The organism is Faecalibacterium sp. AF10-46, assembly GCF_003604105.1.
Taxonomy (GTDB): Bacteria; Bacillota; Clostridia; order Oscillospirales; family Ruminococcaceae; genus Faecalibacterium; species Faecalibacterium taiwanense.
Genome location: NZ_QVGY01000001.1, coordinates 250,777 through 272,270, shown reverse-complemented (window position 1 = coordinate 272,270; position 21,494 = coordinate 250,777). Strand labels below are relative to the sequence as shown.

16 protein-coding genes are annotated in these 21,494 nt (G+C 59.1%); 1 reads left to right on the top strand and 15 read right to left on the bottom strand.

The window, feature by feature from the left end; translation table 11 throughout:
- Positions 1-11 precede the first annotated feature (11 nt).
- The 11 genes from DWV57_RS01350 to DWV57_RS01300 form a co-directional block, all read right to left on the bottom strand.
- Positions 12-629, bottom strand: coding sequence for an MBL fold metallo-hydrolase (locus tag DWV57_RS01350; RefSeq protein WP_120019920.1), 618 nt, complete (start codon positions 627-629; stop codon positions 12-14).
- Between the two features lie 5 nt (positions 630-634).
- On the bottom strand, positions 635-1,096 hold the full coding sequence (gene dtd, locus DWV57_RS01345; RefSeq protein ID WP_005940113.1) for a D-aminoacyl-tRNA deacylase: 462 nt from the start codon (positions 1,094-1,096) through the stop codon (positions 635-637).
- A 3-nt stretch (positions 1,097-1,099) separates the two neighbouring features.
- Positions 1,100-3,439 (bottom strand): bifunctional (p)ppGpp synthetase/guanosine-3',5'-bis(diphosphate) 3'-pyrophosphohydrolase, encoded by a 2,340-nt coding sequence (locus DWV57_RS01340; protein ID WP_097778151.1) that lies wholly within the window; start codon positions 3,437-3,439, stop codon positions 1,100-1,102.
- A gap of 1 nt (position 3,440) precedes the next feature.
- Complete coding sequence (gene recJ, locus DWV57_RS01335; protein ID WP_097778152.1) at positions 3,441-5,573, bottom strand: single-stranded-DNA-specific exonuclease RecJ; 2,133 nt, start codon at positions 5,571-5,573, stop codon at positions 3,441-3,443.
- Positions 5,570-6,922, bottom strand: a complete 1,353-nt coding sequence (locus DWV57_RS01330) for a 5-bromo-4-chloroindolyl phosphate hydrolysis family protein (RefSeq protein WP_243112279.1) — start codon at positions 6,920-6,922, stop codon at positions 5,570-5,572. Before DWV57_RS01330 ends, recJ begins: the two co-directional genes overlap by 4 nt.
- 10 nt (positions 6,923-6,932) lie before the next feature.
- Positions 6,933-8,528, bottom strand: coding sequence for an FAD-dependent protein (locus DWV57_RS01325; RefSeq protein WP_120019696.1), 1,596 nt, complete (start codon positions 8,526-8,528; stop codon positions 6,933-6,935).
- A gap of 23 nt (positions 8,529-8,551) precedes the next feature.
- Positions 8,552-9,856, bottom strand: coding sequence for a CdaR family protein (locus DWV57_RS01320; protein WP_120019695.1), 1,305 nt, complete (start codon positions 9,854-9,856; stop codon positions 8,552-8,554).
- The gene (gene cdaA, locus DWV57_RS01315) at positions 9,853-10,752 is read right to left on the bottom strand and encodes a diadenylate cyclase CdaA (protein WP_005940107.1); all 900 of its coding nucleotides are present in this window, start codon (positions 10,750-10,752) and stop codon (positions 9,853-9,855) included. The genes DWV57_RS01320 and cdaA overlap by 4 nt, the downstream gene beginning before the upstream one ends.
- A gap of 16 nt (positions 10,753-10,768) precedes the next feature.
- Positions 10,769-11,935: a 2-C-methyl-D-erythritol 2,4-cyclodiphosphate synthase gene (gene ispF / locus DWV57_RS01310; protein ID WP_120019919.1), complete on the bottom strand. Its 1,167-nt coding sequence runs from the start codon at positions 11,933-11,935 to the stop codon at positions 10,769-10,771.
- Positions 11,936-12,071: 136 nt separating this feature from the next.
- Entirely contained in the window at positions 12,072-13,754 is a 1,683-nt protein-coding gene (locus DWV57_RS01305) for a phospho-sugar mutase (protein ID WP_005940102.1), read from the bottom strand.
- Positions 13,755-13,875: 121 nt separating this feature from the next.
- Positions 13,876-14,232 carry a hypothetical protein gene (locus tag DWV57_RS01300; protein ID WP_207666227.1) on the bottom strand — a complete coding sequence of 119 codons (357 nt, stop codon included), beginning with the start codon at positions 14,230-14,232 and terminating at the stop codon, positions 13,876-13,878.
- A 160-nt stretch (positions 14,233-14,392) separates the two neighbouring features.
- Between DWV57_RS01300 and DWV57_RS01295 the strand changes: the two genes are divergently transcribed.
- Complete coding sequence (locus DWV57_RS01295; protein WP_120019694.1) at positions 14,393-15,931, top strand: YifB family Mg chelatase-like AAA ATPase; 1,539 nt, start codon at positions 14,393-14,395, stop codon at positions 15,929-15,931.
- 148 nt (positions 15,932-16,079) lie between these two features.
- Here DWV57_RS01295 and DWV57_RS01290 read toward each other — a convergent pair whose 3' ends face one another.
- The 4 genes from DWV57_RS01290 to DWV57_RS01275 form a co-directional block, all read right to left on the bottom strand.
- A complete protein-coding gene (locus DWV57_RS01290) occupies positions 16,080-17,519 on the bottom strand; it encodes a TrkH family potassium uptake protein (RefSeq protein ID WP_120019693.1) in 1,440 nt (479 codons plus the stop codon).
- A gap of 12 nt (positions 17,520-17,531) precedes the next feature.
- Complete coding sequence (gene trkA / locus DWV57_RS01285) at positions 17,532-18,902, bottom strand: Trk system potassium transporter TrkA (protein WP_120019692.1); 1,371 nt, start codon at positions 18,900-18,902, stop codon at positions 17,532-17,534.
- A gap of 168 nt (positions 18,903-19,070) precedes the next feature.
- Positions 19,071-20,390, bottom strand: coding sequence for a thymidine phosphorylase (locus DWV57_RS01280; protein ID WP_097778159.1), 1,320 nt, complete (start codon positions 20,388-20,390; stop codon positions 19,071-19,073).
- A gap of 185 nt (positions 20,391-20,575) precedes the next feature.
- The gene (locus DWV57_RS01275; protein WP_120019691.1) at positions 20,576-21,493 is read right to left on the bottom strand and encodes an ABC transporter permease; all 918 of its coding nucleotides are present in this window, start codon (positions 21,491-21,493) and stop codon (positions 20,576-20,578) included.
- Position 21,494: the final 1 nt, after the last annotated feature.

The window sequence follows — 21,494 nt, the reverse complement described above, 5'->3', positions numbered from 1 at the left end:
TTGTTCACTCTTTAAAATAAATCATTGTTGCCGCGCAGAGCGCTGCGGATATAGTAGTTATTGTCCAGTTCATCGCCAAAGGTGGAGAACTCGCCGTGGCCGGGCAGCACCTGCGTGCCGCGCGGGATGGGCAGCTTTGCCAGCTTACGCAGGCTCTCGGCCATCTGTGCACTGCTGCCGCCCTCCAGATCGGTACGGCCGATGCTGCCTTCAAACAGGGTGTCGCCGCAGAAGAGATACTCGCCGCACAGCAGCACCACGCCGCCGGGCGTATGGCCGGGCGTGTGCCAGACCGTGAACTGCAGCTCGTCTACCGAGACAGTCTCCCCTTCTGCGTAGCCGCAGTCCGCTGCGCTCAGCGGATACATGCGGTCGCCTGCAAGGTCGGCAGCCTCACAGTAGAGCTTTGCGTTCCACTCGGTGCGCAAGGCTTCGGCGCTGCCCACATGGTCGTAGTGGCCGTGGGTGCACAGGATGGTGGTGAGCTGCGCATTGTTTTCCTTTAAAATTTTATCGTAGGTCTGCGCATCTGCCGCCGGATCAATGACCACGGCATGGCCTGCGTCGGAAATGAGCAGGAAGGTATTGGTATACAGCGGCGCAGCGCCCGGAATATGAAAAGCCTGCATGGTGGTCACTCCTTTTTCTTCCACTCGTCGGTATCGATGATAATGGTGCAGGGGCCTTCGTTCACAAGAGCCACCTGCATGTCCGCGCCAAACTCGCCGTGCTGAACATCCTTCAGGCCCTGTTTGTTCATCTCTGCAAGGAACAGCTCGTAAGCATCCACGGAGAGCGGCGGCTTTGCGGCCTTGATAAAGCTGGGCCGGTAGCCTTTTTTCGTGTCACCGTAAAGGGTGAACTGGCTCACCACCAGAGCCGAATAGCCAAGGTCCTTTGCGCTGAGATTCAGCTTGCCCTCTGCGTCCGGGAAGATGCGCAGGCCCGCGCATTTATCGGCAAGCTTGGGCACGATGTCCAGACTGTCGGTATCCCTGACACCCAGCAGAATCATAAGGCCCGGCCCGATGGCCCGCGGCTCACCGCCGTTTACCCGCACACTGGCGGAAGAGACCGCCTGAATGACTGCACGCATGTTTTAGCTCCTTGTCACCTTGAGCACGTCCTTTACCTTGGAAAGTCTTGCGACCACACGGTTGAGGTGCTCGGTATTGTTGATGCCGATGGTCAGGCTGACCATGGCGCAGTTGTTTTCCACCTGACGGGCGTTCACCGCATAGATGGGCACCCGGATATCCGCCAGCGCAGCCAGCACATCCTGCAGCAGCTCGTTGCGGTTCAGCGCGATGATCTCAATGCCGGCCTTATAGCTGTCCTTGACGCTGTCGGCCCAGTACGCCTTGACCCAGCGGGGGGCGTTGGTGGGATCTTTCATGCTGGAAATGGCGTTCACGCAGCTCTGCTTATGGATGGAAACGCCAAAGCCGCGGGTGATAAAGCCCACGATGGGGTCGCCCGGCAGCGGGCTGCAGCACTTGGCAAACTTGATGGGGGTGTTATCGAAGCCTTCTACCACCACGCCGTCGGTAGCGTGCACACGGCTCAGGTCCACCTTGGGCAGGTCTTCCCCGGCCTTTTCCTCCGAAGTTTTCAGCTTCTGCCACTCCTCCTTGAGCTTGGGCAGGCAGTTGGCAATGGTCATGCCGCCGTAGCCGATGGCGGCATAAAGCTCCTCGGCATTGTTCTGGCGCAGGCGGCGGGAACAGCTGTTGATAAAATCGTCCAGCTGGTCGTCCGGAATGATGATCATTTCCCTGCGCAGCTCACGGGCCAGCGCATCACGTCCCTGCGTGATATTTTCCTCGCGGCGCATCTTTTTGAACCAGTTTCGGATCTTGCTCTTCGCTTCGCTGGTGCGCACGATCTTGAGCCAGTCGCGGCTGGGGCCTTTGTCCGCCGGGCCAAGGATCACTTCGATGATCTCGCCGGTGGAAACGATGTGGTCGATGGGCACCATGCGGTTGTTCACCTTGCAGCCCACCATGCGGTTGCCCACCGCCGAATGGATCGCATAGGCAAAATCGATGCAGGTAGCGCCGGTGGGCAGGTTGATGACATCGCCCTTGGGGGTAAAGGCAAACACTTCCTCCGGCAGCAGGTCGCTCTTGAGGTCGTGCAGCAGATTGCCGGAATCCTCGCTGACGCGCTGGTTTTCCAACAGCTGGCTCACCCATGCCAGACGTTCGTCCAGCTTGTCGTGGCCATCCAGACCTTCTTTATACTTCCAGTGGGCCGCAACGCCGTACTCGGCCTGCTCGTCCATCTTGCGGGTGCGGATCTGCACCTCAAAGGGGATGCCCTCGTGGCCGATGACGGTGGTGTGCAGGCTCTGGTAGCCATTGGGCTTGGGAGTGGAGATATAGTCCTTGAAGCGGTTGGGCAGCGGATGGTACATATCGTGGATGAGGCCCAGAGTGCTGTAGCACTCGGCCAGCGTATCCAGAATGACACGCACCGCATAGATATCGTAGATCTCATCAAAGGACTTGTTCTGCATGATGGTCTTGCGATAGATGCCGTAAATGCTCTTGACGCGGCGCTTGATGGTAGCGCCCTCAATACCGCTTTCGGCCAGCCGCCGCTCGATCACACCGGACACCTTTGCAAGGAACTCCTCGCCTGCACGCTCACTGAGCATCCGGCTGATCTCCTCGTAGCCCACAGGGTCAAGATAATGCAGGCTGCGGTCCTCCAGCTCTTCCTTCACGTTCAGGATGCCCAGACGGTTGGCGATGGGGGCATACACCTCCATGGTCTCGCGGGCTTTATCGCGGCGCTTCTGTTCCGGCCATGCATCACCGGTGCGCATGTTGTGCAGCCGGTCGCACAGCTTAATGATCATCACGCGCACATCGCGGCTCATAGCCAGCAGCATTTTGCGCAGGTTTTCGGCCTGCAGTTCTTCAATGTTGGAGAACTGGATCTTGGTCAGCTTGGTCACGCCGTCCACCAGCAGGGCAACTTCCTCGCCAAAGGCGGCTTTCAGGTCGTCCAGCGTAGTGGGAGTGTCCTCCACCACATCGTGCAGCAGGGCCGCAGCAATGCTCTCGGAGTCCATACCAAGGTCCAGCACCAGCCGTGCCACGGCCAGCGGGTGGCAGATATACGGCTCGCCGCTGCGGCGGCACACCCCCTTGTGGGCAGTGTTGGCAAGGTCATATGCCTTTTCGATCATCTCCATATTGTAGGAGCGGCCGCTGGCCTTGATGGCCTCACACAGCTTTTCCCAGGTAACGATCTCCGGCCGTACCTCCGAAGGCAGAGTTCCTTCCGGTGCATCGGCCAGCTGTGCTGTTGCAGAAACGGTAGCCGTTTCCTGCACCGGCACCGGCTGATGCAGGTGGGTCTTTGCGGAGTAGAGATCCTCTTCCCGCACAGGCTTCGGTGCCGGGACAGCAGTTTTCTTTCCCTCTGGCATTTTACATTCCCTCCAAACATTTCAGGACCGGGGCATCCGCAAGGTTCTTTTTGCCCTGTGCAGGCACAAGATCCAGATACTTTGCTCCGCCCTTTTCCACCGTGGCGATCAGTCCCACCTGTTCCAGAGCCGTGACCGCCACCAGCGTTTTGCCTGTATTTTCCTCGCCCAGTTTTGCGCACAGCGGCTGCAGATCTTCCGCGTGCCAGCGGCGCGCCTGCAGCTCACGGTACACTGTGACGATATCACTGCGCTCAGGCGTAATAAGCTTTTTCTGTTCCTCGGTCAGGGGTGTGCCGCGGCGCAGCGCCGCTACAAAAGCAGCCTGCTCCGCAAGCTTTGTGCCCAGCCCTGCCGGGTGCAGGTCCAGAATGCGGCCCGAAAGCTGTGCGCCCCGGGGCGAATCGTAGACCGAAAGGTTCAGCGCAGCATCCACCACATCGCCCATGGCATAGGGCAGCTGTTCCGGCGGCATGCCGAACCACACGGCATACACGCTGGCATTGCCCTGCCGCAGGCGCAGGCGGCTGTGCCTGCCCTCCGATACCGGGTATACCCCATCCAGCACGGCGTTCTGCAAAAGGAACACCGGGGTCGGGTTCTCGGCCCCATAGGGAGCCAGCTGGTCGAGCTTCCGCACACTTTCCACGGTCACACGGTCCAGATGGATGGGCAGGTCGCACTCCAGCGGGGTGGTATGCAGCACCGGGCATTCCCGTGCTGCCCAGTCGTTCAGGCGGCGGCGCAGAGCGGGCAGATTTTCTTCCCGCACCGAAAGGCCCGCAGCCATGGCATGGCCGCCGTAGCGGATGAGCAGATCTGCGCAGGCACCAATGCAGGCATGCAAATTGAAGCCCTGCACGCTGCGTCCGCTGCCCTTGCATTCGCCGTGCTCGTCGATCGTCACCACGATCACAGGTCGGCCGGTGCGTTCCACCAGCCGGGATGCCACGATGCCAATGACACCGGGGTGCCAATCGCGGCCCCACAGCAGCATCACGCGGTCTTCTAGCCGCTCCGGTTCCTGTTCCAGCAGTTCCTGCGCGGCCTTGAAGATCTGCAGCTCTGTCTCCTGACGCTTTGTATTGATCTCGTTCAGTTTATGGGCCAGCTCTGCGGCGCGGTCCGGGTCCTCACACATCACAAGCTGCAAAGCCGTAACAGCGTTGTCCATGCGGCCAGCCGCATTGATGCGGGGCGCAATGGCGTAGCTGACATTTTCTGCGGTGACCGGTTTGCCCGCAAGGCCCACCTCTTCCAGCAACGCTTCCAGACCCGGACGGTCCGTGTTCTGCAGCTGGCGCAGGCCCGCCTTGACAAGGGTGCGGTTTTCGCCGGTAAGCGGCATCACGTCCGCCACAGTACCCACAGCGGCAAGGTCGCCGCAGTAATCCAGCATTTCTTCCGGCGGGCAGCCATCCAGTGCGGCACACAGCTTGAACGCCACGCCCGCACCGCACAGGCCCTTGAAGGGACTGGTGTCGTCCTCACGACGGGGGTCTACCACGGCAATGGCCTTGGGCAGAGTTTCCGGCGGCAGATGATGGTCGGTAATGATCAGGTCAATGCCCAGTTCAGCGGCATAATCGGCTTCTTCCACAGCAGAAATGCCGTTATCCACCGTCACGATCAGCTTGCAGCCCTTATCGTGGATGGAACGGATGGCATTGCGCGAAAGGCCGTAGCCGTCACCCTCGCGGCTGGGCAGCATACATTTTACGGTAGCCCCCATGCCCTTGAGATGCTGGTACAGCAGGGCCGTGGCCGTCACGCCGTCCACATCATAATCGCCGAACACCACAATGGTCTCGCCCTCGTCAATGGCCCGCCAGATGCGCTCGCAGGCCTTGTCCATATCGGTGAGCAGCGAAGGGTCGCTCAATTCTTCCTCACCGGCAAGCAGGGTCAGTGCTTCGGTAGGGTCGGTAATGCCGCGGGCCGTCAGCACGCCCGCCAACAGGGCATTTTCCTTCTGCTGGGCGGCAAGGGCGGCCGCATATTTTTGCTCGCTCCACGGCTCGTCGTCCTGTGCGTTATATTCCAGTTCTTCGGTGGCCTGCTCCGCAATCGCCTGCGTCAGCTCCCGCAGCGCGGCACGGTCCAGCGGCTTCAGATTCCATGCACGGTAGGTCATTCAAAATTTCCTCCCGTCAGGCCATCGTTGGCCAGCATTCCCTGCAGGGCGGCGATCTCAGAAGAGACATCCATCGCTACATCCGAGAGCAGCGTATCATACAGGGTGTCGTAGGCCTGATTCAGCGTGTGAAGGATGCCCGCGATATCGCGGCGGATGGTCTCGGCGTTTTCACCCTGCTGGCCCTGCACATCGTTGTAGGTGTGCAGCAGCTTGAGGGTGGTGGGGATATAGTATTCCGCAAAGCGGCGGGCCTTGGGCAGGCTTTCCGGGTGTGCTTCCAGCCAGTCACAGATGGCAGTGGTGGTGGTCTGCATATGGTCCAGCTCTTCGCGGCCCTGCGCATCCTGCATCAGCTGTTTTTCCTGCTGCAGCACGGCGGCAAAGCGGCGCGCTGTCTCAAGATTGAGCGGCACATCGTCTGTTTTTTCTGTCTCCGGTTCCGGCTGCGGCGGTGCCTTGGAGGCTGCGGCAGCTTCCTGCGCGGCACGGTAATCCTCAGCAGTCAGGTAAAGCTTTTCCGCTTTTTCGTCCACCCATGCACTCAGCCAGCCATTGCGGATGAATCTGCGCACCCGCTTGAGGGCACGGGCCTTTTTCTCGTCCACGGCTTCCAGCGGCAGGCCCTTTTTGCAGTCAAAGCCTTCTGCTGCCTCGGCCAGACGGAGCAGCGTCTTGCTGGCCTTCAGGCGGGATGCACCGGCAGTGATCATCCACACGAACACGGCGGTGACAGCCGCAAAGCACCAGCCGGTGATCCGCACCGCCCCCAGTGCAAAGCTGCCCATGGCTGCAGCATTTTCAGCCATAAAGCTGTCCTGCAGAAGAGCCTGCAGAACCGCCGCATTGGGCGTAAACAGGCCCGCCGCACCCAGACAGGAAACCGCCGTGATGCCAAAGATCACCGTAAACGTGATGCCGACTGCCAGCAATGCGCAGCCTGCGCTGTAGCGCTTTTTGGCACTGGCGCGGATCTCGTCTGCCGGGGTCGTCTCTGCCTTGCCGAACATCTGCCGGAACCAGCCGGAAACACCTGCGGCCTGCGCGTTGATATCGTCCTCATTCAAGCCCTGTTTTTTCGTATTCTGCGCATTCTGGCGGCTGCGGTAGTATTCATCCCGGCTTCTGCGGAACGCCTTTGCCGCTTCGCCAAGGCCAAAGTTTGCAGCATTCACCGCCGCACGGCCCACACCATAGGCGCGGTCGCCAATGTCCTCCCCTTTGCCCTCAAAGCCATGGGCAAAGGCATCCGACACGGTATCGCCAAAGGCGCGCAGCTGGTCTTCCAGCTCCTGCTGCACCTGACGGCCCTCATTTTCCCTCATTGTATCGTTTTCACGATCGTTCATCGAATTCTTCTCACCCTTCTGCCGGTGCATACCGGCTGATGATGGCGCGGGCCACCCGCAGGCCATCCACGGCGGCGCTCATGATGCCGCCCGCATATCCGGCACCCTCGCCGCAGGGATACAGACCTGCCAGCTGGGTGCATTCAAAATTTTCTTCCCGCTTCAGCCGCACCGGGCTGCTGGTGCGGGTCTCAAGACCCGTAAGGATCGCTTCCGGCGCGGTATAACCCGCAATTTTGCGCTCGTAGGCGCGCAGGCCCGCCCGCAGCGTTTCGGCCAGCTCCTGCGGCAGCAGTGCGCCGAGGTCTGCCGCAGCAACGCCGCGGTCATAGGTAGGCTGCACGCGTCCAATGTTCAGCTGGCCGCGCCCTTCCAGAAAGCTCTGGATGTTCTCTGCCGGAGCGGCATACTCCCCTGCACTGCGCCCAGCGGCGTAGGCTCTGGCTTCCAGTTCCCGCTGGAACGCGATGGCCCGGCGTGGATCGTCTGCAAAATCCTTGCCGCCCACGCTCACCACCACGGCCGCGTTGGCATTTTTGCCATTGCGGGCGTGAAAGCTCATGCCGTTGGTCACTACACGGCCTTCCTCGCTGGCCGATGCCACCACCTGCCCGCCGGGGCACATGCAGAAGGTGTAAACGCACCGCTCCCCCACATGCTGGGAGAGCTGATACTCGCCCCGCGGCAGAGCCGGATGCCCGGCAGCCTCGTGATATAAGCTCTTTTCGATTTCACTCTGCAGATGCTCGGCGCGGAAGCCCACGCTGAACGGCTTGCATTCCAGCTGCAGGCCGCTGTCCATCAGCATCCCAAAGGTATCGCGGGCCGAGTGGCCCACCGCGAACACTAAAGCTTCGCAGGCAAAGGTGCCATTTGTGGTAAAAATGCCGGTGAGCCGACTATTTTTCTGTTCAAAGCCGGTCAGGGCCGTGTTGAAATGCACCTCACCGCCCAGAGCTTCGATCTCCTTGCGGATAGAGGTGATCACACCGCGCAGCAGGTCGGTGCCCACATGGGGCTTCTGCTTCCAGGCGATCTCCTCCGGCGCACCGTGCTGCAGGAACACCTCGGTAACAAAGCCGCACAGTTCATCGCCGATGCGGGTGGTCAGCTTGCCGTCCGAGAAAGTACCGGCACCGCCCTCGCCAAATTGAATGTTCGCATTCACATCCAGTTCGCCGGTAGCAGAAAAATGTTCCACCGCCTTTACGCGCTCGTCCAGCGCCGGGCCGCGCTCCAGCACAATGGGCTGATAGCCCTGCCGGGCCAGCAGCAGCGCTGCAAACAGGCCCGCCGGGCCAAGGCCGCACACCACAGGCCGATGTGCCAGCGGCTGGATGCCATTCTGCACCGAAAAATCCACCTTCTGCTGCAGAGAAGCATCACCACAGCGGGCTGCAAAAGCCGCTTCCTCGGCAGGTTCTTTCAGGGTGACAGCCACGGTATACACCAGCTTGGGCTGGCCGTGGCGGGCATCCACCGAGAGCTTTGCCACGCCCAGATGCTGCACCTTTCCGCGCGGGATGCGGGCAGCGTGCAGGGCTTTTTCAAATGCCTGCGGCTCTCCGGCAGAGAGCGGCAGACGGATGTTGCGAACCAGAATCATGTTATCGTGTGTTCCTTTTTGTTTCAGTTGCTTTCGATGCGGCACTGCAGCACATAGCTGCCCAGTGCAAAGATCTTGCCGTTGGAGGGCACATACAGGCGGCAGGCAATGTTCTGCTCGCCGGTCGCCACCGAGAAATCCTCGGCATCGATCTCAATGACCACCTGCTCCGGGGTCAGCGTTTCGATCGCGCCCTTGGGGCCGCAGAGCGTTACATTCATCAGGCGTTCTGTCTGCACCGTCAGCTGGTAGGTAGAGGGCAGATTGACCACCTGCACGCAGGTATTGGGCAGGTTCATGGTCTTGGTTCCCAGATTGGAGCAGTCAAAGCTGACCGTAATGGTGGAAATGTTATCCAGCAGATAGATGTCTGCGGGCAGGTCGATGGGCAGCTCATAGCTCTTGTTCAGTGTAAAGGTGGAAAGGTCGATATTGCCGATGGGCAGCGTGGACAGCATATCGATCTTGGCTGCCGGACCTGCCACCTTGAGCTGCTTGCGGCTGAGTGCATATACCAGCACCGAATCATCAAAATCACGCGGTGCATTGATGAAATTCACGTCCACCGGCAGCGTTGCCATCTTGTACACCTGCAAGGTCACATCCACGCTGTTCTCTTCCAGCTCCGTGTACTCAAACTTGACTTCCTTGCCGCCGGAGGTATAGAAGCGCAGCGGCGTGTTCAGCGTGATGGACTCGGTCAGTTCGCCGCTGTAGGTCACCTCTGCTGTGCAGGTAGCAACTTTGTCCAGCTCACTGCTGGGGCCGGAAAGGGTGATATTCTCCTTGGAAACATCCGTACTATAGAGGATATAGCCGTCCGCGATGGTCAGGTAGTTGGTGGTAATGGTAACGGGCAGGGTCTTTTCCTCCACCACGTCAAACACCACATCCACCGTGTTGTCATTGCCTTCCATGGTCACGGTCACACCGTTCAGCAGACCGTTGGCACCGCGTACCAGCAGGCGCAGGGTCTTTTCGCCGCTGTCGCGTACGCTGGAAAAATCCGGGTAGACCACAAAGTCGGAAGCCGTCAGCCCGCCGATGGTGTAGCCGTCGCCGGAGATTTTCAGGTTCACGGTCTTATCCTCGGCGCTGACGATGCTCAGGCCCCGGGAGGTGTAAGCAGCGGAATCGTAGGTATAATCCACCGGCACATTGTAGATGGTGTTGCTGGTGCCGGGCTGCACGATGATGGTGACCACCATCCATGCAACGATGGCACCCAGCACCGAAAGTGCCAGCCGGATGCGGCGGTCGTCCAGAATGTTTTTCTTATGGGCGACCGCAGGCTTTGCGCCATTTTTCTTGTTGGGTTCGTTGTTCATTGCGCATCGTCCTCCTTCTGGCTGACCCATTTCCACAGACGGTCCAGCTGACCGCGCCAGCCGCTGACCGTCGTCTTTTCGGTGGTGGTCTCCTTGGGGATCATCTCATCCACCAGACGGGTATACAGGGTCTGGCGGTCAAAATGGCGGATCAGCACGCCGTTTTTCGCCATGGAGATGATACCGGTCTCCTCGCTGACCACGATGGCGATTGCATCGGAATTTTCGGCAATGCCAAGGCAGGCGCGGTGACGGGTGCCCATATCCTTGCCAAGATCCAGATTGTTGGAAAGCGGCAGCACACAGCCCGCGGCTTTGATGCGGCCATTCTCAATGATGGCAGCACCATCGTGCAGGGGCGTGCCCTCGTAGAAAATGGTGCCCAGCACTTCCAGATTGACCGCACTGTTCACCGGCGTGCCGGTGCGCACGATCTCCGAAAGGTTCGTGTGGCGTTCCAGCACGATCAGTGCACCGGTCTTGGTCTCAGAAAAGCGCTCTGCCGCATCGCAGATGGCAATGATGGCGCTGCGCCATGCACCTTTTAGGCTGGGATCGTTATAGCGGCCTTTGACATTGAACAGCTTGGCGGCCCACTGGTCGGTCTGGCCCATGCGCTCCAGCGCACGGCGGATCTCTGGCTGGAACAGCACCACCAGCGTCAGCAGGCCCACCTGCAGCAGTGAGTTCAGCAGCCATGTAACGGTACGCATGTTCAGCGTTTCTGCCACCAGATAGACGGCCATCACCAGCAGCGCACCCTTGAACAGCTGGCCGGCGCGGGTGCGGTTGACAATGCCCAGCAGCTGGTAAATCAGGAAGGAAATGATGATGATATCCAGCAAATCGACCAGTTTGAAGGTCTGGAAATTTGCAATGATCGCGTTCAGAGTCATTGGTACACGCTCCCGTTTACAGTGTTTCGATCAGGGCAACAGCGTGGGCGGCAATGCCCAGCCCCTCACCGGTAAAGCCCAGATGTTCCTCGGTGGTGGCCTTTACACTCACGGCATCCACCGGCAGGCCGAAGGCATCGGCCAGATTCTGGCGCATGGCCGGAATGTACGGCGCAAGCTTGGGCCGCTGACACAACAGCGTCGCGTCGATATTTTCAATGCGGAAGCCGTGCTCCTTTAAAATTTCGGCCACACGGCGGGCCAGCTTCAGGCTGTCGGCACCGGAGTAGGCCGGGTCATTGTCCGGGAAATGCTGGCCGATATCCCCCAGCGCAGCGGCACCCAGCACAGCATCCATCACCGCATGGGCCAGCACATCTGCATCCGAGTGTCCCAGCAGGCCTTTTTCAAAGGGCACTTCCACGCCGCCCAGGATCAGCTTGCGGCCTTCCACCAGACGGTGCACGTCATAACCATGTCCAATGCGCATTTTGTATTCCTCTTTCTGTTCCGGGCGGGGCAGGTCCTCGCGGGTCGTGATCTTATAATTGGCGTAATCGCCCTGCGTCAGCTGCACGGCGCGGCCGGTCAGCTCGAACAGGCTGCAGTCGTCGGTGACAAGGCGGGCTTTTTCGGCATCCAGCTCTTCCAGCGCAGCAAGGTACTCTGCGCGGTCAAAGCACTGAGGGGTCTGCACCGCATACAGGGTGCTGCGGTCGGGCGTTGTGTACACAAGGCAGGCATCCGGCACGGTCTTTCCGTTGCCGCGCGCTGCAGCCTTGATGGTATCCTTTACCGGTACGGCAGGTGCAGCTGCGCCGCACCGTGCCGCTGCTTCCAGCGCTGCTGTAATGACGGCCTGACTGACGAAGGGTCTTGCCGCGTCGTGCACTGCCACAAGCTCCCCTGCTGCCGCCAGCACGCCGTTTTTTGCGCTCTCGGCGCGGGTAGTGCCGCCCGTTACGATCTGCACAGGCTTTGTGCAGTCTACTGCCTGCTGCTCCACAAAGGCGCGGTTCTTACCGGCCACCAGCACGATCTCCGTGACAAGCGGGTCCTGTTCAAACGCGCGGATGCTGCGGTGCAGCACGGTCTCGCCGCCCAGATCAAAGCTGAGCTTGTCAAAGCCCATGCGTGTGGAAGACCCCGCCGCCACCAGTACTGCGGATACTCTCTTTTCCAATTTCTTCACCTGCCCGATTCCTATAGTAAGCCATATTTTATTATAGCGTATAACTTCCCAAACTGCAACCAATATTCTACAGCAAAAATGCCCCTCTGCACACAGCAGAGGGGCACAAACTTGTTCTTGATGGAGTTTACTTCAGGATCGGCTCGATGGCAGCAGCCAGAGCATCCTTCTGTGCCTGTGCTTCAGCCAGATCCTTGCCCAGAGTGGTGAAGTAGGTCTTGATCTTCGGCTCAGTGCCGGAGGGACGCACCACAACGGTCGCACCGTTTTCCAGACTGTAGATCAGCACGTTTGCAGCGGGCAGGCCGGTCTCCTCGGGCTTCTTGTAGTCGGTCACCTTGACCACCTTGTGGCCAGCCAGCTCGGCGGGCGGGTTATCACGCAGCTTCTGCATGATGGAAGCCATCTTCTCCATGCCGGTCAGGCCGGGGAACTCGAAGCTGTCCACCTTGTTCAGGTAGCGGCCATACTGTTTATAGATCTCTTCCAGACGCTGCTTGATGGAGGAACCGATGCTGCGGTAGTAAGCGGCCATTTCGCAAATCAGCATGGAACCGATGACGGCATCCTTATCGCGTACATAGGGGCCGGCCAGATAGCCGTAGCTCTCCTCGAAGCCAAAGATGAAGCGGTCCACCTCACCGGCAGCTTCCAGATTTGCGATCTGGTCGCCGATCCACTTGAAGCCGGTCAGCACGCTGCGCATTTCCACGCCGTAGTGTGCGGCAATGGCATCGGCCAGAGGAGTGGATACGATGGACTTGACGGCCACCGGGTTTTTGGGCATGGTGCCCTTCTCGATGCGGCCTGCGCAGATGTAATCCAGCAGCAGAGCGCCCATCTCGTTGCCGGATACCAGCTCATAGCTGCCATCCGGGCACTTCATGGCAATGCCCACGCGGTCGGCATCGGGGTCGGTGGCCAGCATCAGGTCGGCACCAGTCTTGGTTGCCAGCTCCAGACCCAGCTTCAGAGCCTCGAAAATTTCGGGGTTCGGGTAGGAGCAGGTGGTAAAGTAGCCGTTGGGGTACTCCTGCTCGGGCACGATGGTGATATCGGTGATGCCCATATCGTTCAGCACATGAGTGACAGGCACCAGACCGGAACCATTCAGCGGGCTGTACACCAGCTTCAGGCCGGCAGTCTTGCACAGGCCCGGGCGCACCTGACGGGCCTCAATGGCATCATACAGTGCCTTCTTGCAGTCGTCGCCCACAAAGCGGATCAGGCCCTGCTCCACGCCCTCGGCAAAGGAGATGTACTTTGCACCGGTCAGCACATCCGTCTTCTGGATCTCATCGTACACGATGGCAGCAGCATCATCGGTCATCTGGCAGCCATCCGGGCCGTAGGCCTTGTAGCCGTTGTACTTGGCCGGGTTGTGAGAAGCCGTGACCATGATACCAGCATTGCACTGGTAGTAACGGGTAGCAAAGCTCAGTGCAGGCACAGGCATCAGAGCATCGTAAATGCGCACCTTGATACCGTTTGCAGCCAGAACGCCTGCGGCGGTCTTGGCAAAGATATCGCTCTTCAGGCGGCTGTCGTAGCTGATAGCCACAGTCTGGCTACCGCCCTGAGTCTTGACCCAGTTTGCCAGACCCTGCGTGGCCTGACGCACAACATAGATATTCATACGGTTGGTGCCAGCGCCCAGAACGCCGCGCAGACCAGCGGTGCCAAACTTCAAAGCCACAGCAAAGCGGTCCTTAATCTCGTCATCATTTCCCTCGATCTTTGCCAGCTCCGGCTTCAGATCAGCGTCTTCCAGCTCTGCAGCCATCCAGCGCTTATATTCATCCAAATACATCTTGCACACCTTACCTTTTGTAAATTTTTCCGCAAAAAGAACAGGTTTGGTTAAACCTACTTATAATATAAACTCTCCGCGTCCATGTGTCAATTGCGTAATCTGCAACAAGATTTGCAATTCAAAACCGGCATATGGCACAAAAATCAAAGTTTTTCCCGGTAAAGTCGGGAACCGTCCCGGCCTCGCTTGCATTTTCCAGCAGTTCATAACTCTGGCCTGCATCGTCCAGAACGTCCAGCCACTGCTCCAAACCGATGCTGTTTTCACACAGGTAGCGCAGCAGCTGCATTGCCCGGGCAAAACTGTCCTGCAGCAGCACCGCGCTGCGGCGCACCCGTCCATCCTGCTCCTGCCGCAGCTCCATTACAACGCCCCGCGCAACGGCGGCACCGCAATATACAAGGGTGTGGGCATGCTGCAGCCCTTCCAGTTCTGAATATGTACGGATATAGCGGCAGTATTCTTTGCTCATCATGGAAAACTCTCTCCTCTCTATCGCATTGACATCTTTCCTGCCCTTTACTATAATGAATTTAGAAGCATTTTTGTGTCGAAGTATGACATAATCATCCAATATTTTCCACTTTTGCCAATTCTTTTCCGTCATATCATCCGCTGGGATAAGGGAGAACAACATGTATTCTGTTACCAGAAGCTTTGGTCTGAACGGCCTGAGCGGCTTTGCCGTGGCAGTGGAGGCCGACATTTCCGGCGGTCTGCCCGCCTTTTCCATCGTGGGCCTGCCGGATTCCGCTGTGCGTGAAAGCGCCGACCGTGTGCGCGCCGCCATCAAAAATCTGGGCTTCAAGTTCCCAGACCGGCGCATTACCATCAATCTTGCCCCGGCGGATGTGCGCAAGACCGGCCCGGTGTACGACCTGCCGCTTCTGCTGGCAGTGCTCACTGCCAGCGGCCAGCTGGAGGATGTGCCTGCCGACGCGGCATTTCTGGGCGAACTGGCACTGGACGGCACCCTGCGGCCGGTTTCCGGCGTGCTGCCCATGGCGCTGGCTGCAGCAGAAAATGGCACCCACGCCCTGTATGTACCTGCCGAGAATGCCGCTGAAGCAGCCGAGGCCTGTGCCGACAGCATGGCCGTCTACCCCGCCCACACGGCACGCGAAGTTGTAGATGCCCTGCGCGGCATCTCCCCGCTTGCCCCGGCGGCTGTTGTTCCCTTTGACCCTGCAGACGCCTGGGCACAGGTGCCGGATTTTGCGGACGTGATGGGACAGTCGCTGGCGCGGCGGGCTATGGTCATTGCTGCCGCAGGCGGACACAATGTTTTGCTCATTGGCGCACCCGGCACCGGCAAATCCATGCTGGCAAAGCGTCTGCCCGGCATCCTGCCGCCGCTCACCCGTGAGGAAGCCGTGGAGACCACTAAAATTTATTCCATTGCAGGGCAGCTGCCGCAGGGCCGGGGCCTGATCTCTGCACGGCCTTTCCGCAGTCCGCACCACTCGGCCAGTGCCGCAGCTCTGGCTGGCGGCGGCGCACAGTTCCGGCCCGGCGAGTGCAGCCTTGCCAACTGCGGTGTGCTGTTTTTAGACGAATTGCCGGAGTTCTCCCGCGAGAGTCTGGAAGTGCTGCGCCAGCCGCTGGAGGACGGCCAGATCACCGTGAGCCGAGCGGCAGGCAGCGCCACCTATCCCAGCCGCTTCCAGCTGGTAGCCGCCATGAACCCCTGCAAATGCGGCTACTACGGCCACCCCACCCGGCAGTGCACCTGTTCGCCCAGTGCTGTGCGGCAGTACCGCAGCCGTGTGTCCGGCCCGCTGCTGGACCGCATCGACCTGTGCGTGGAGATGGACCCCATCGCCTTTGACGAGCTGCACGCCGTCGTCCCTTCCGAGAGCAGCGCCGATCTGCGCAAACAGGTGCTTACCGCCCGGGCCATTCAGGCAAAGCGCTATGCCGCCCCGGGTTTTGAGGATGTGCTCTGCAACGCCCAGCTCACCGCCGGGCAGGTGCGGCGCGTCTGCCGCATGACCCCCGCCGCCGAGCGGCTGCTGCGCGCCTCCTACGACGCTTTGGGCCTTTCCGCCCGCGCCCATGACCGTATCCTGCGGGTGGCCCGCACGGTGGCCGATCTGGCAGGCAAACAGCTGCTGGATGAGGATTGTGTGCTGGAAGCCCTGCAGTACCGGGCACAGGAAAAAGTGGAAGTATAAAAACTTCTCCGTCTTTGCTTCACAGATCCGCCTTCCCCGAAAAGGGAAGGGTTTGTGCAGCTTACCGTTACGCGCAAAAAAGCCATCTGTATCTTTCCAAATGCTCAATACGAGCGGAAGATCACAGATGGCTTTTTATAATTGCTTTTTAGAATCTGCGCCATGTATCCGGCAGGAACAGCACCAGCATCGGGAAGATCTCCAGACGGCCGGCCAGCATGTCGAAGATCATCACCAGCTTTGCGGGGTTCGTAAAGCTTCCAAAGTTCATCATGGGGCCTACCTGCGCAAGGCCCGGGCCGATGTTGTTCAAAGTAGCTGCAATGGCTGTGAAGTTCGTCACCATATCAAAGCCATCCAGACTGATGAGCAGGAAGGATACCACGAAGATGAAGAAATACGCGCCCATAAACACATTGGTGGTGCGGATGGTCTCGTGGTTGAGCAGCTTGCCGTCCATGCGGACGGGGGCCACCACCTGCGGGTGCAGTGCCTGCTTGAGCTCCTTGCCCAAGGTCTTGCCCAGAATGAGGAGGCGGCTCACCTTGATGCCGCCGCCGGTGCTGCCTGCGCAGGCACCAATGAACATGAGCACCACCAGAATTTCTTTGGAGAGGGTGGGCCACAGGTCAAAATCGCAGCTGGAAAAGCCAGTGGTCGTGATGATGGAACCCACCTGAAAGGCTGCTTGACGCACCGCTTCGCCAAAGCTGTTATAAAGGCTGTAGATATTGGCCGTGATAATGCCAATTGCCACCAGAATAATGGCGAAGTAGCCGCGCACTTCCTCGCTGATGGCGCGGTTGAATTTGCGCAGCAACAGCAGGAAGTAGGCATTGAAGTTGACACCAAACAGAATCATGAAGATGGTCACGACCCACTGGATGTAGGGAGAAAAGCTGGTAAAGCTGTCGTTCTTGAAGCCGAAGCCGCCGGTGCCCGCCGTGCCGAAGGCCGTGAGCATGGACTCAAACAGCGGCATGCCGCCCAGCATCAGGAATACCAGCTCCAGCACGGTGAGTGCAAAATAGATGCCGTACAGGATCTTTGCGGTAGACTGCACCTTGGGCACCAGCTTATCCACCTGCGGACCGGGGCTTTCTGCCTTCATCAGGTTGACGTGGGAGCCACCAGTCAGGGGCAGCAGCGAGAGCAGGAACACCAGAACGCCCATGCCGCCGATCCAGTGGGTGAAGCTGCGCCAGAACAGAATGCCCTTGGGCAGATCCTCTACCCCGGGCAGGATGCTGGCACCGGTGGTGGTAAAGCCGGACACCGTCTCAAACAGGGCATCCACCGGGTTCGGGATGCAGCCCGTCACCACAAACGGAACGGCACCCACGATGGAAATGACGATCCAGCTCAGCGAGGTAGCAGCAAAGCCCTCCCGCATATAGAATACCTTGCTTTGGGGCTTGATGCCGCGCAGGGCGTAGCCGATGGCGGCGCTGACTGCCGCCGTGATCAGAAACACGCCCAGCACGAACCATTCGCCGTAGATCCAGCTGGCTGCCGCCGGAAGCAGCAGCAGCGCTCCCTCGATCAGCATGACATAGCCCAGCAGACGGAAAACGATCGCATAATTCATAGTCTGCCTCCGTCAACCCTCTGCGCCCTTGTCCAGAATATCGCGCAGGTCATGCAGACCATGCTCCAGCGTGACCACGATCACGTTGTCGCCCACCTGGATCTGGTCGCCGCCGCGCGGGATCAGGATCTGATGGCCGCGGGTGATGCAGCACAGCAGCAGATTCTTTTTCAGGTGCAGCTGGCTCAGGGGGACACCGGTGGCAGCGCTCTTCTCGTGGACGGTAAATTCCAGCGCTTCCACACGGTCGTCCAGAATGCGGTACAGCGTCTTGATGTTGCTGCCCGCTTCGTTCTGCAGTGCACGCACATACTGCACGATGTAATCGCAGGTCATGTACTTGGGGTAGACCACGCTGCCCAGATCCAGACCGGCCAGAATATCATCAAATTCCAGACGGTTGACTTTGGTGACCAGCTTGCCGTTGGAGTGCTTTTTGGCAAACAGGGTCAGCAGCACATTTTCCTCGTCGATGTTGGTCAGGGCCACAAAAGCCTCGGTGGACTCCATGCCCTCCGAGAGCAGGAATTCGCGGTTGGAGCCGTCCTCGTTCAGGATCTGTGCGCCGGGCAGCTGCTCGGCCAGCTCCATGCAGCGGGCAGGGTCGCGCTCCACGATGCGCACACGCACGTGGTTTTCCAGCAGCTCCTGGCTCAGATAGAAGGCGATGGCACCGCCGCCCACGATGAAGGCATTGCGCACCGGGCGCACCGGCAGGTGGATGCGCTGGAAGAACTCGTGGGCCTTTTCCTGTGTTGCAAGGAAGGTGACCTGATCGCCGTTCTGCAGTACAAAGTTACCGTTCGGAATGATCACGCCGCCGCTGCGCTCCACTGCACACACCAGAATGTCGCTCTTCAGACGGGTGGGGATCTCGCGGATGGCCACGCCATCCAGCCCCTGCTCTGCAGTGAGTGCAAACTTGATCAGCCGCACACGGCCGTCTGCAAAGGTGTCGATCTTGCTTGCACCCGGGAAGCGCAGCAGATGGGAGATTTCCTTTGCTGCAGCCATTTCCGGATTGATGATGGCCGAAATGCCGATTTGCTTTTTGATAAAGTCCAACTCATGGCTGTAGGACGGGTTGCGCACACGGGCAATTGCATGGCAGTGGCCCGCCTTTTTGGCAAACATGCAGCACAGCAGGTTCAGCTCATCCGAACCGGTCACGGCAATGAACACATCCGCGTCTTCAATGCCGGCCTCTGCCAGCGTGGTGATCGAGGAACCGTTGCCCACGATGCCCAGCACATCGTAGCTTTCAGTCAGGTGCTCCACACGCGCTTTGTTGGTATCCACAATGGTCACATTATGGTCTTCCTCACTGAGCTGCCGCGCCAGCGCAGTACCAACCTTGCCGCCGCCCACCAGAATGATCTTCATAACAAGTCCTTTCTCTTTCCGCGTCCCTTCTGCCGGGACAGCACAAATCCATCATAGTATACCATATCTCCTGCCAAAGTTCCACTGTTTTCCACATTATGCAACAAAAACCTGCCAAATGACGCAAAAAAGCCCCGGGAGATACCGTCCCGGAAGCTTTTATTTCATTTAATAGCGCGCCACGCCGTCCTTCGTTACAAGGGCATACACCAGCGGGGCTTCCTCCGGCTTCTCAGGGCCGTATCCAAGGCCGCTGCGGTACTCGGCGGCGGCAGCTTCAAACTTATCGGCTGCGCCGTAGAAGGTGGCAAGGCTCTCGCCCTTCTTTACGTAGTCGCCGCGCTTTTTATGCAGGGTGATGCCGGCGGCAAAATCCAGCGGGTCGCCCTTTTTCTGTCGGCCCGCACCCAGCAGTACGCTGGCAGAGCCAATCTTCTCGGCATCGTTCGCCACAATGTAACCGTCCTGCTCTGCCAGCAGCTCAAAGCTTGCCGCGGGCTGCTCAAACAGGCTGTAATCGTCCAGCACGCGGGTATCGCCGCCCTGCGCCGCAAACATCTCCTTGCACTTTGCAAAGGCAGACCCATCGGCGATCACCGCCTCGGCCATGGCGCGGCACTCGGCAGGAGTGCCCTTATCGGCCAGCACCAGCATGTTCGCCGCCAGCTGCAGGCAGACCTCGGTCAGGTCGGCGGGGCCATGGCCCTTGAGCACATCCATGCTTTCCATGACTTCCAGACTGTTGCCAATGTTATGGCCCAGCGGGGTGTCCATATCGGTGATCATGGCAGCAACGCGGCGGCCGTGATGGGTGCCAATGGATACCATCAGCTTAGCCAGCTCAATGCTCTGGTCTACCGTTTTCATAAAAGCTCCGGTGCCGGTGGTCACATCCAGCAGGATGGCATCCGAGCCGGAAGCCAGTTTCTTGGACATGATGCTGGATGCGATGAGTGGGATGCAGCTGACGGTTGCGGTCACATCCCGCAGGGCATACATTTTTTTATCTGCAATGGCAATGCCCTCGCTCTGGCCAATGACCGACAGGCCGATCCTGTTCACCTGCGCAAAGAACTCCTCCTGCGAGAGGGCGGTTCTGGTTCCGGGCACGCTCTCCATCTTATCAATGGTGCCGCCGGTATGGCCAAGGCCCCGGCCGCTCATCTTGGCGATCTTCACGCCGCAGGCCGCCACGATGGGGGCAATGACCAGCGTGGTCTTGTCACCTACGCCGCCGGTGGAGTGCTTGTCCACCTTGATGCCCGGAATGGGCGAAAGATCCACCATCACACCGCTGTGAGCCATCACATCGGTCAGCTCTGCGGTCTCCTCATCGGTCATGCCGCGCAGATAGACAGCCATCATCCATGCAGCCATCTGGTAATCAGTCACTTCTCCGCTGACATAGCCATTGACGATCTGCTCCAGCTCCTCACGGCTGTGCGTACCGCCATCACGCTTTTTTGCGATCAGATCATAAACGCGCATCGTATCACGCTCCTCGTTTTTTCAATAGTACGACATTGATAGTACGACATTGTAAGATATAGTATAGCAAAATTCCAAACAAAAGCAAGTATCATTCTGTAAACTTTGCCCAATTTTAAGCCAAAAAGGGCGCAGCCGCCCGGAAAAGCAGCTGCGCCCTTTTTTGGGGATCACGAATCGTCGTTTTAGCGGGATTCCTTGTCATAGGGGATGCCCTCTGCCTTGGGTGCCATGCTGTTCTTGGAGGTAAACGCCAGAATGATCATGGACGCCACGAACGGCATCATGTTGTAGATGTTGCTGGACCAGTGCAGCTGTGCCAGGAAGGTGGAGTCTGCAATGTTTGCCAGACTCTTGAACACAGCAAAGAACATGGCTGCGCCAAAGATGTTGAAGGGCTTCCACTGGCCAAAGATCATAACAGCCATGGCAAGGAAGCCTGCGCCGGCCACGCCCACCTCAAAGTTCCAGGTCTGCACCGGGGGCACGATGTAGGCCATACCGCCGATCGCGCCCAGCGCACCGGAAATGACAACACCGGCATAGCGCATCTTGTAGACATTGATGCCCACAGAGTCCGCTGCCTGCGGATGCTCGCCGCAGGCACGCAGGCGCAGGCCAAAGCGGGTCTTGTACAGCACCACATAGCTGATGATCAGCAGAATGATGCCCAGCGGCACAAAAATGCTCAGTTCCAGCCCGCCGATGCTGAACAGGAAGGGCTTGTTGGAGTAGTTCAGCTTTGCACTGCCGCTATCGCTGAAATACTTGGCAATGACCACCGCAATAGCAGTAGCCAGCAGGTTCAGGGCCGTGCCGCCGATGGTCTGATCCGCCTTCAGGTTGATGGAGGCAAAGGCCAGCAGCAGACTGTACACCATACCGGCCAGTGCCGCCACCAGAACAGAGATCAGCACCACGAGGAAGACCGGCATACTGGAAGGCAGCATGGTCAGGGTGAGAACACCCGCCACACCGCCAATGACCATGATACCTTCCAGTGCAATGTTGATGATGCCGGAGTGCTCACTGAACATACCGCCCAGTGCCACCATCATCAGAACGATGCCATACAGCAGCGTATATTTGATCAGAAGCAGCATA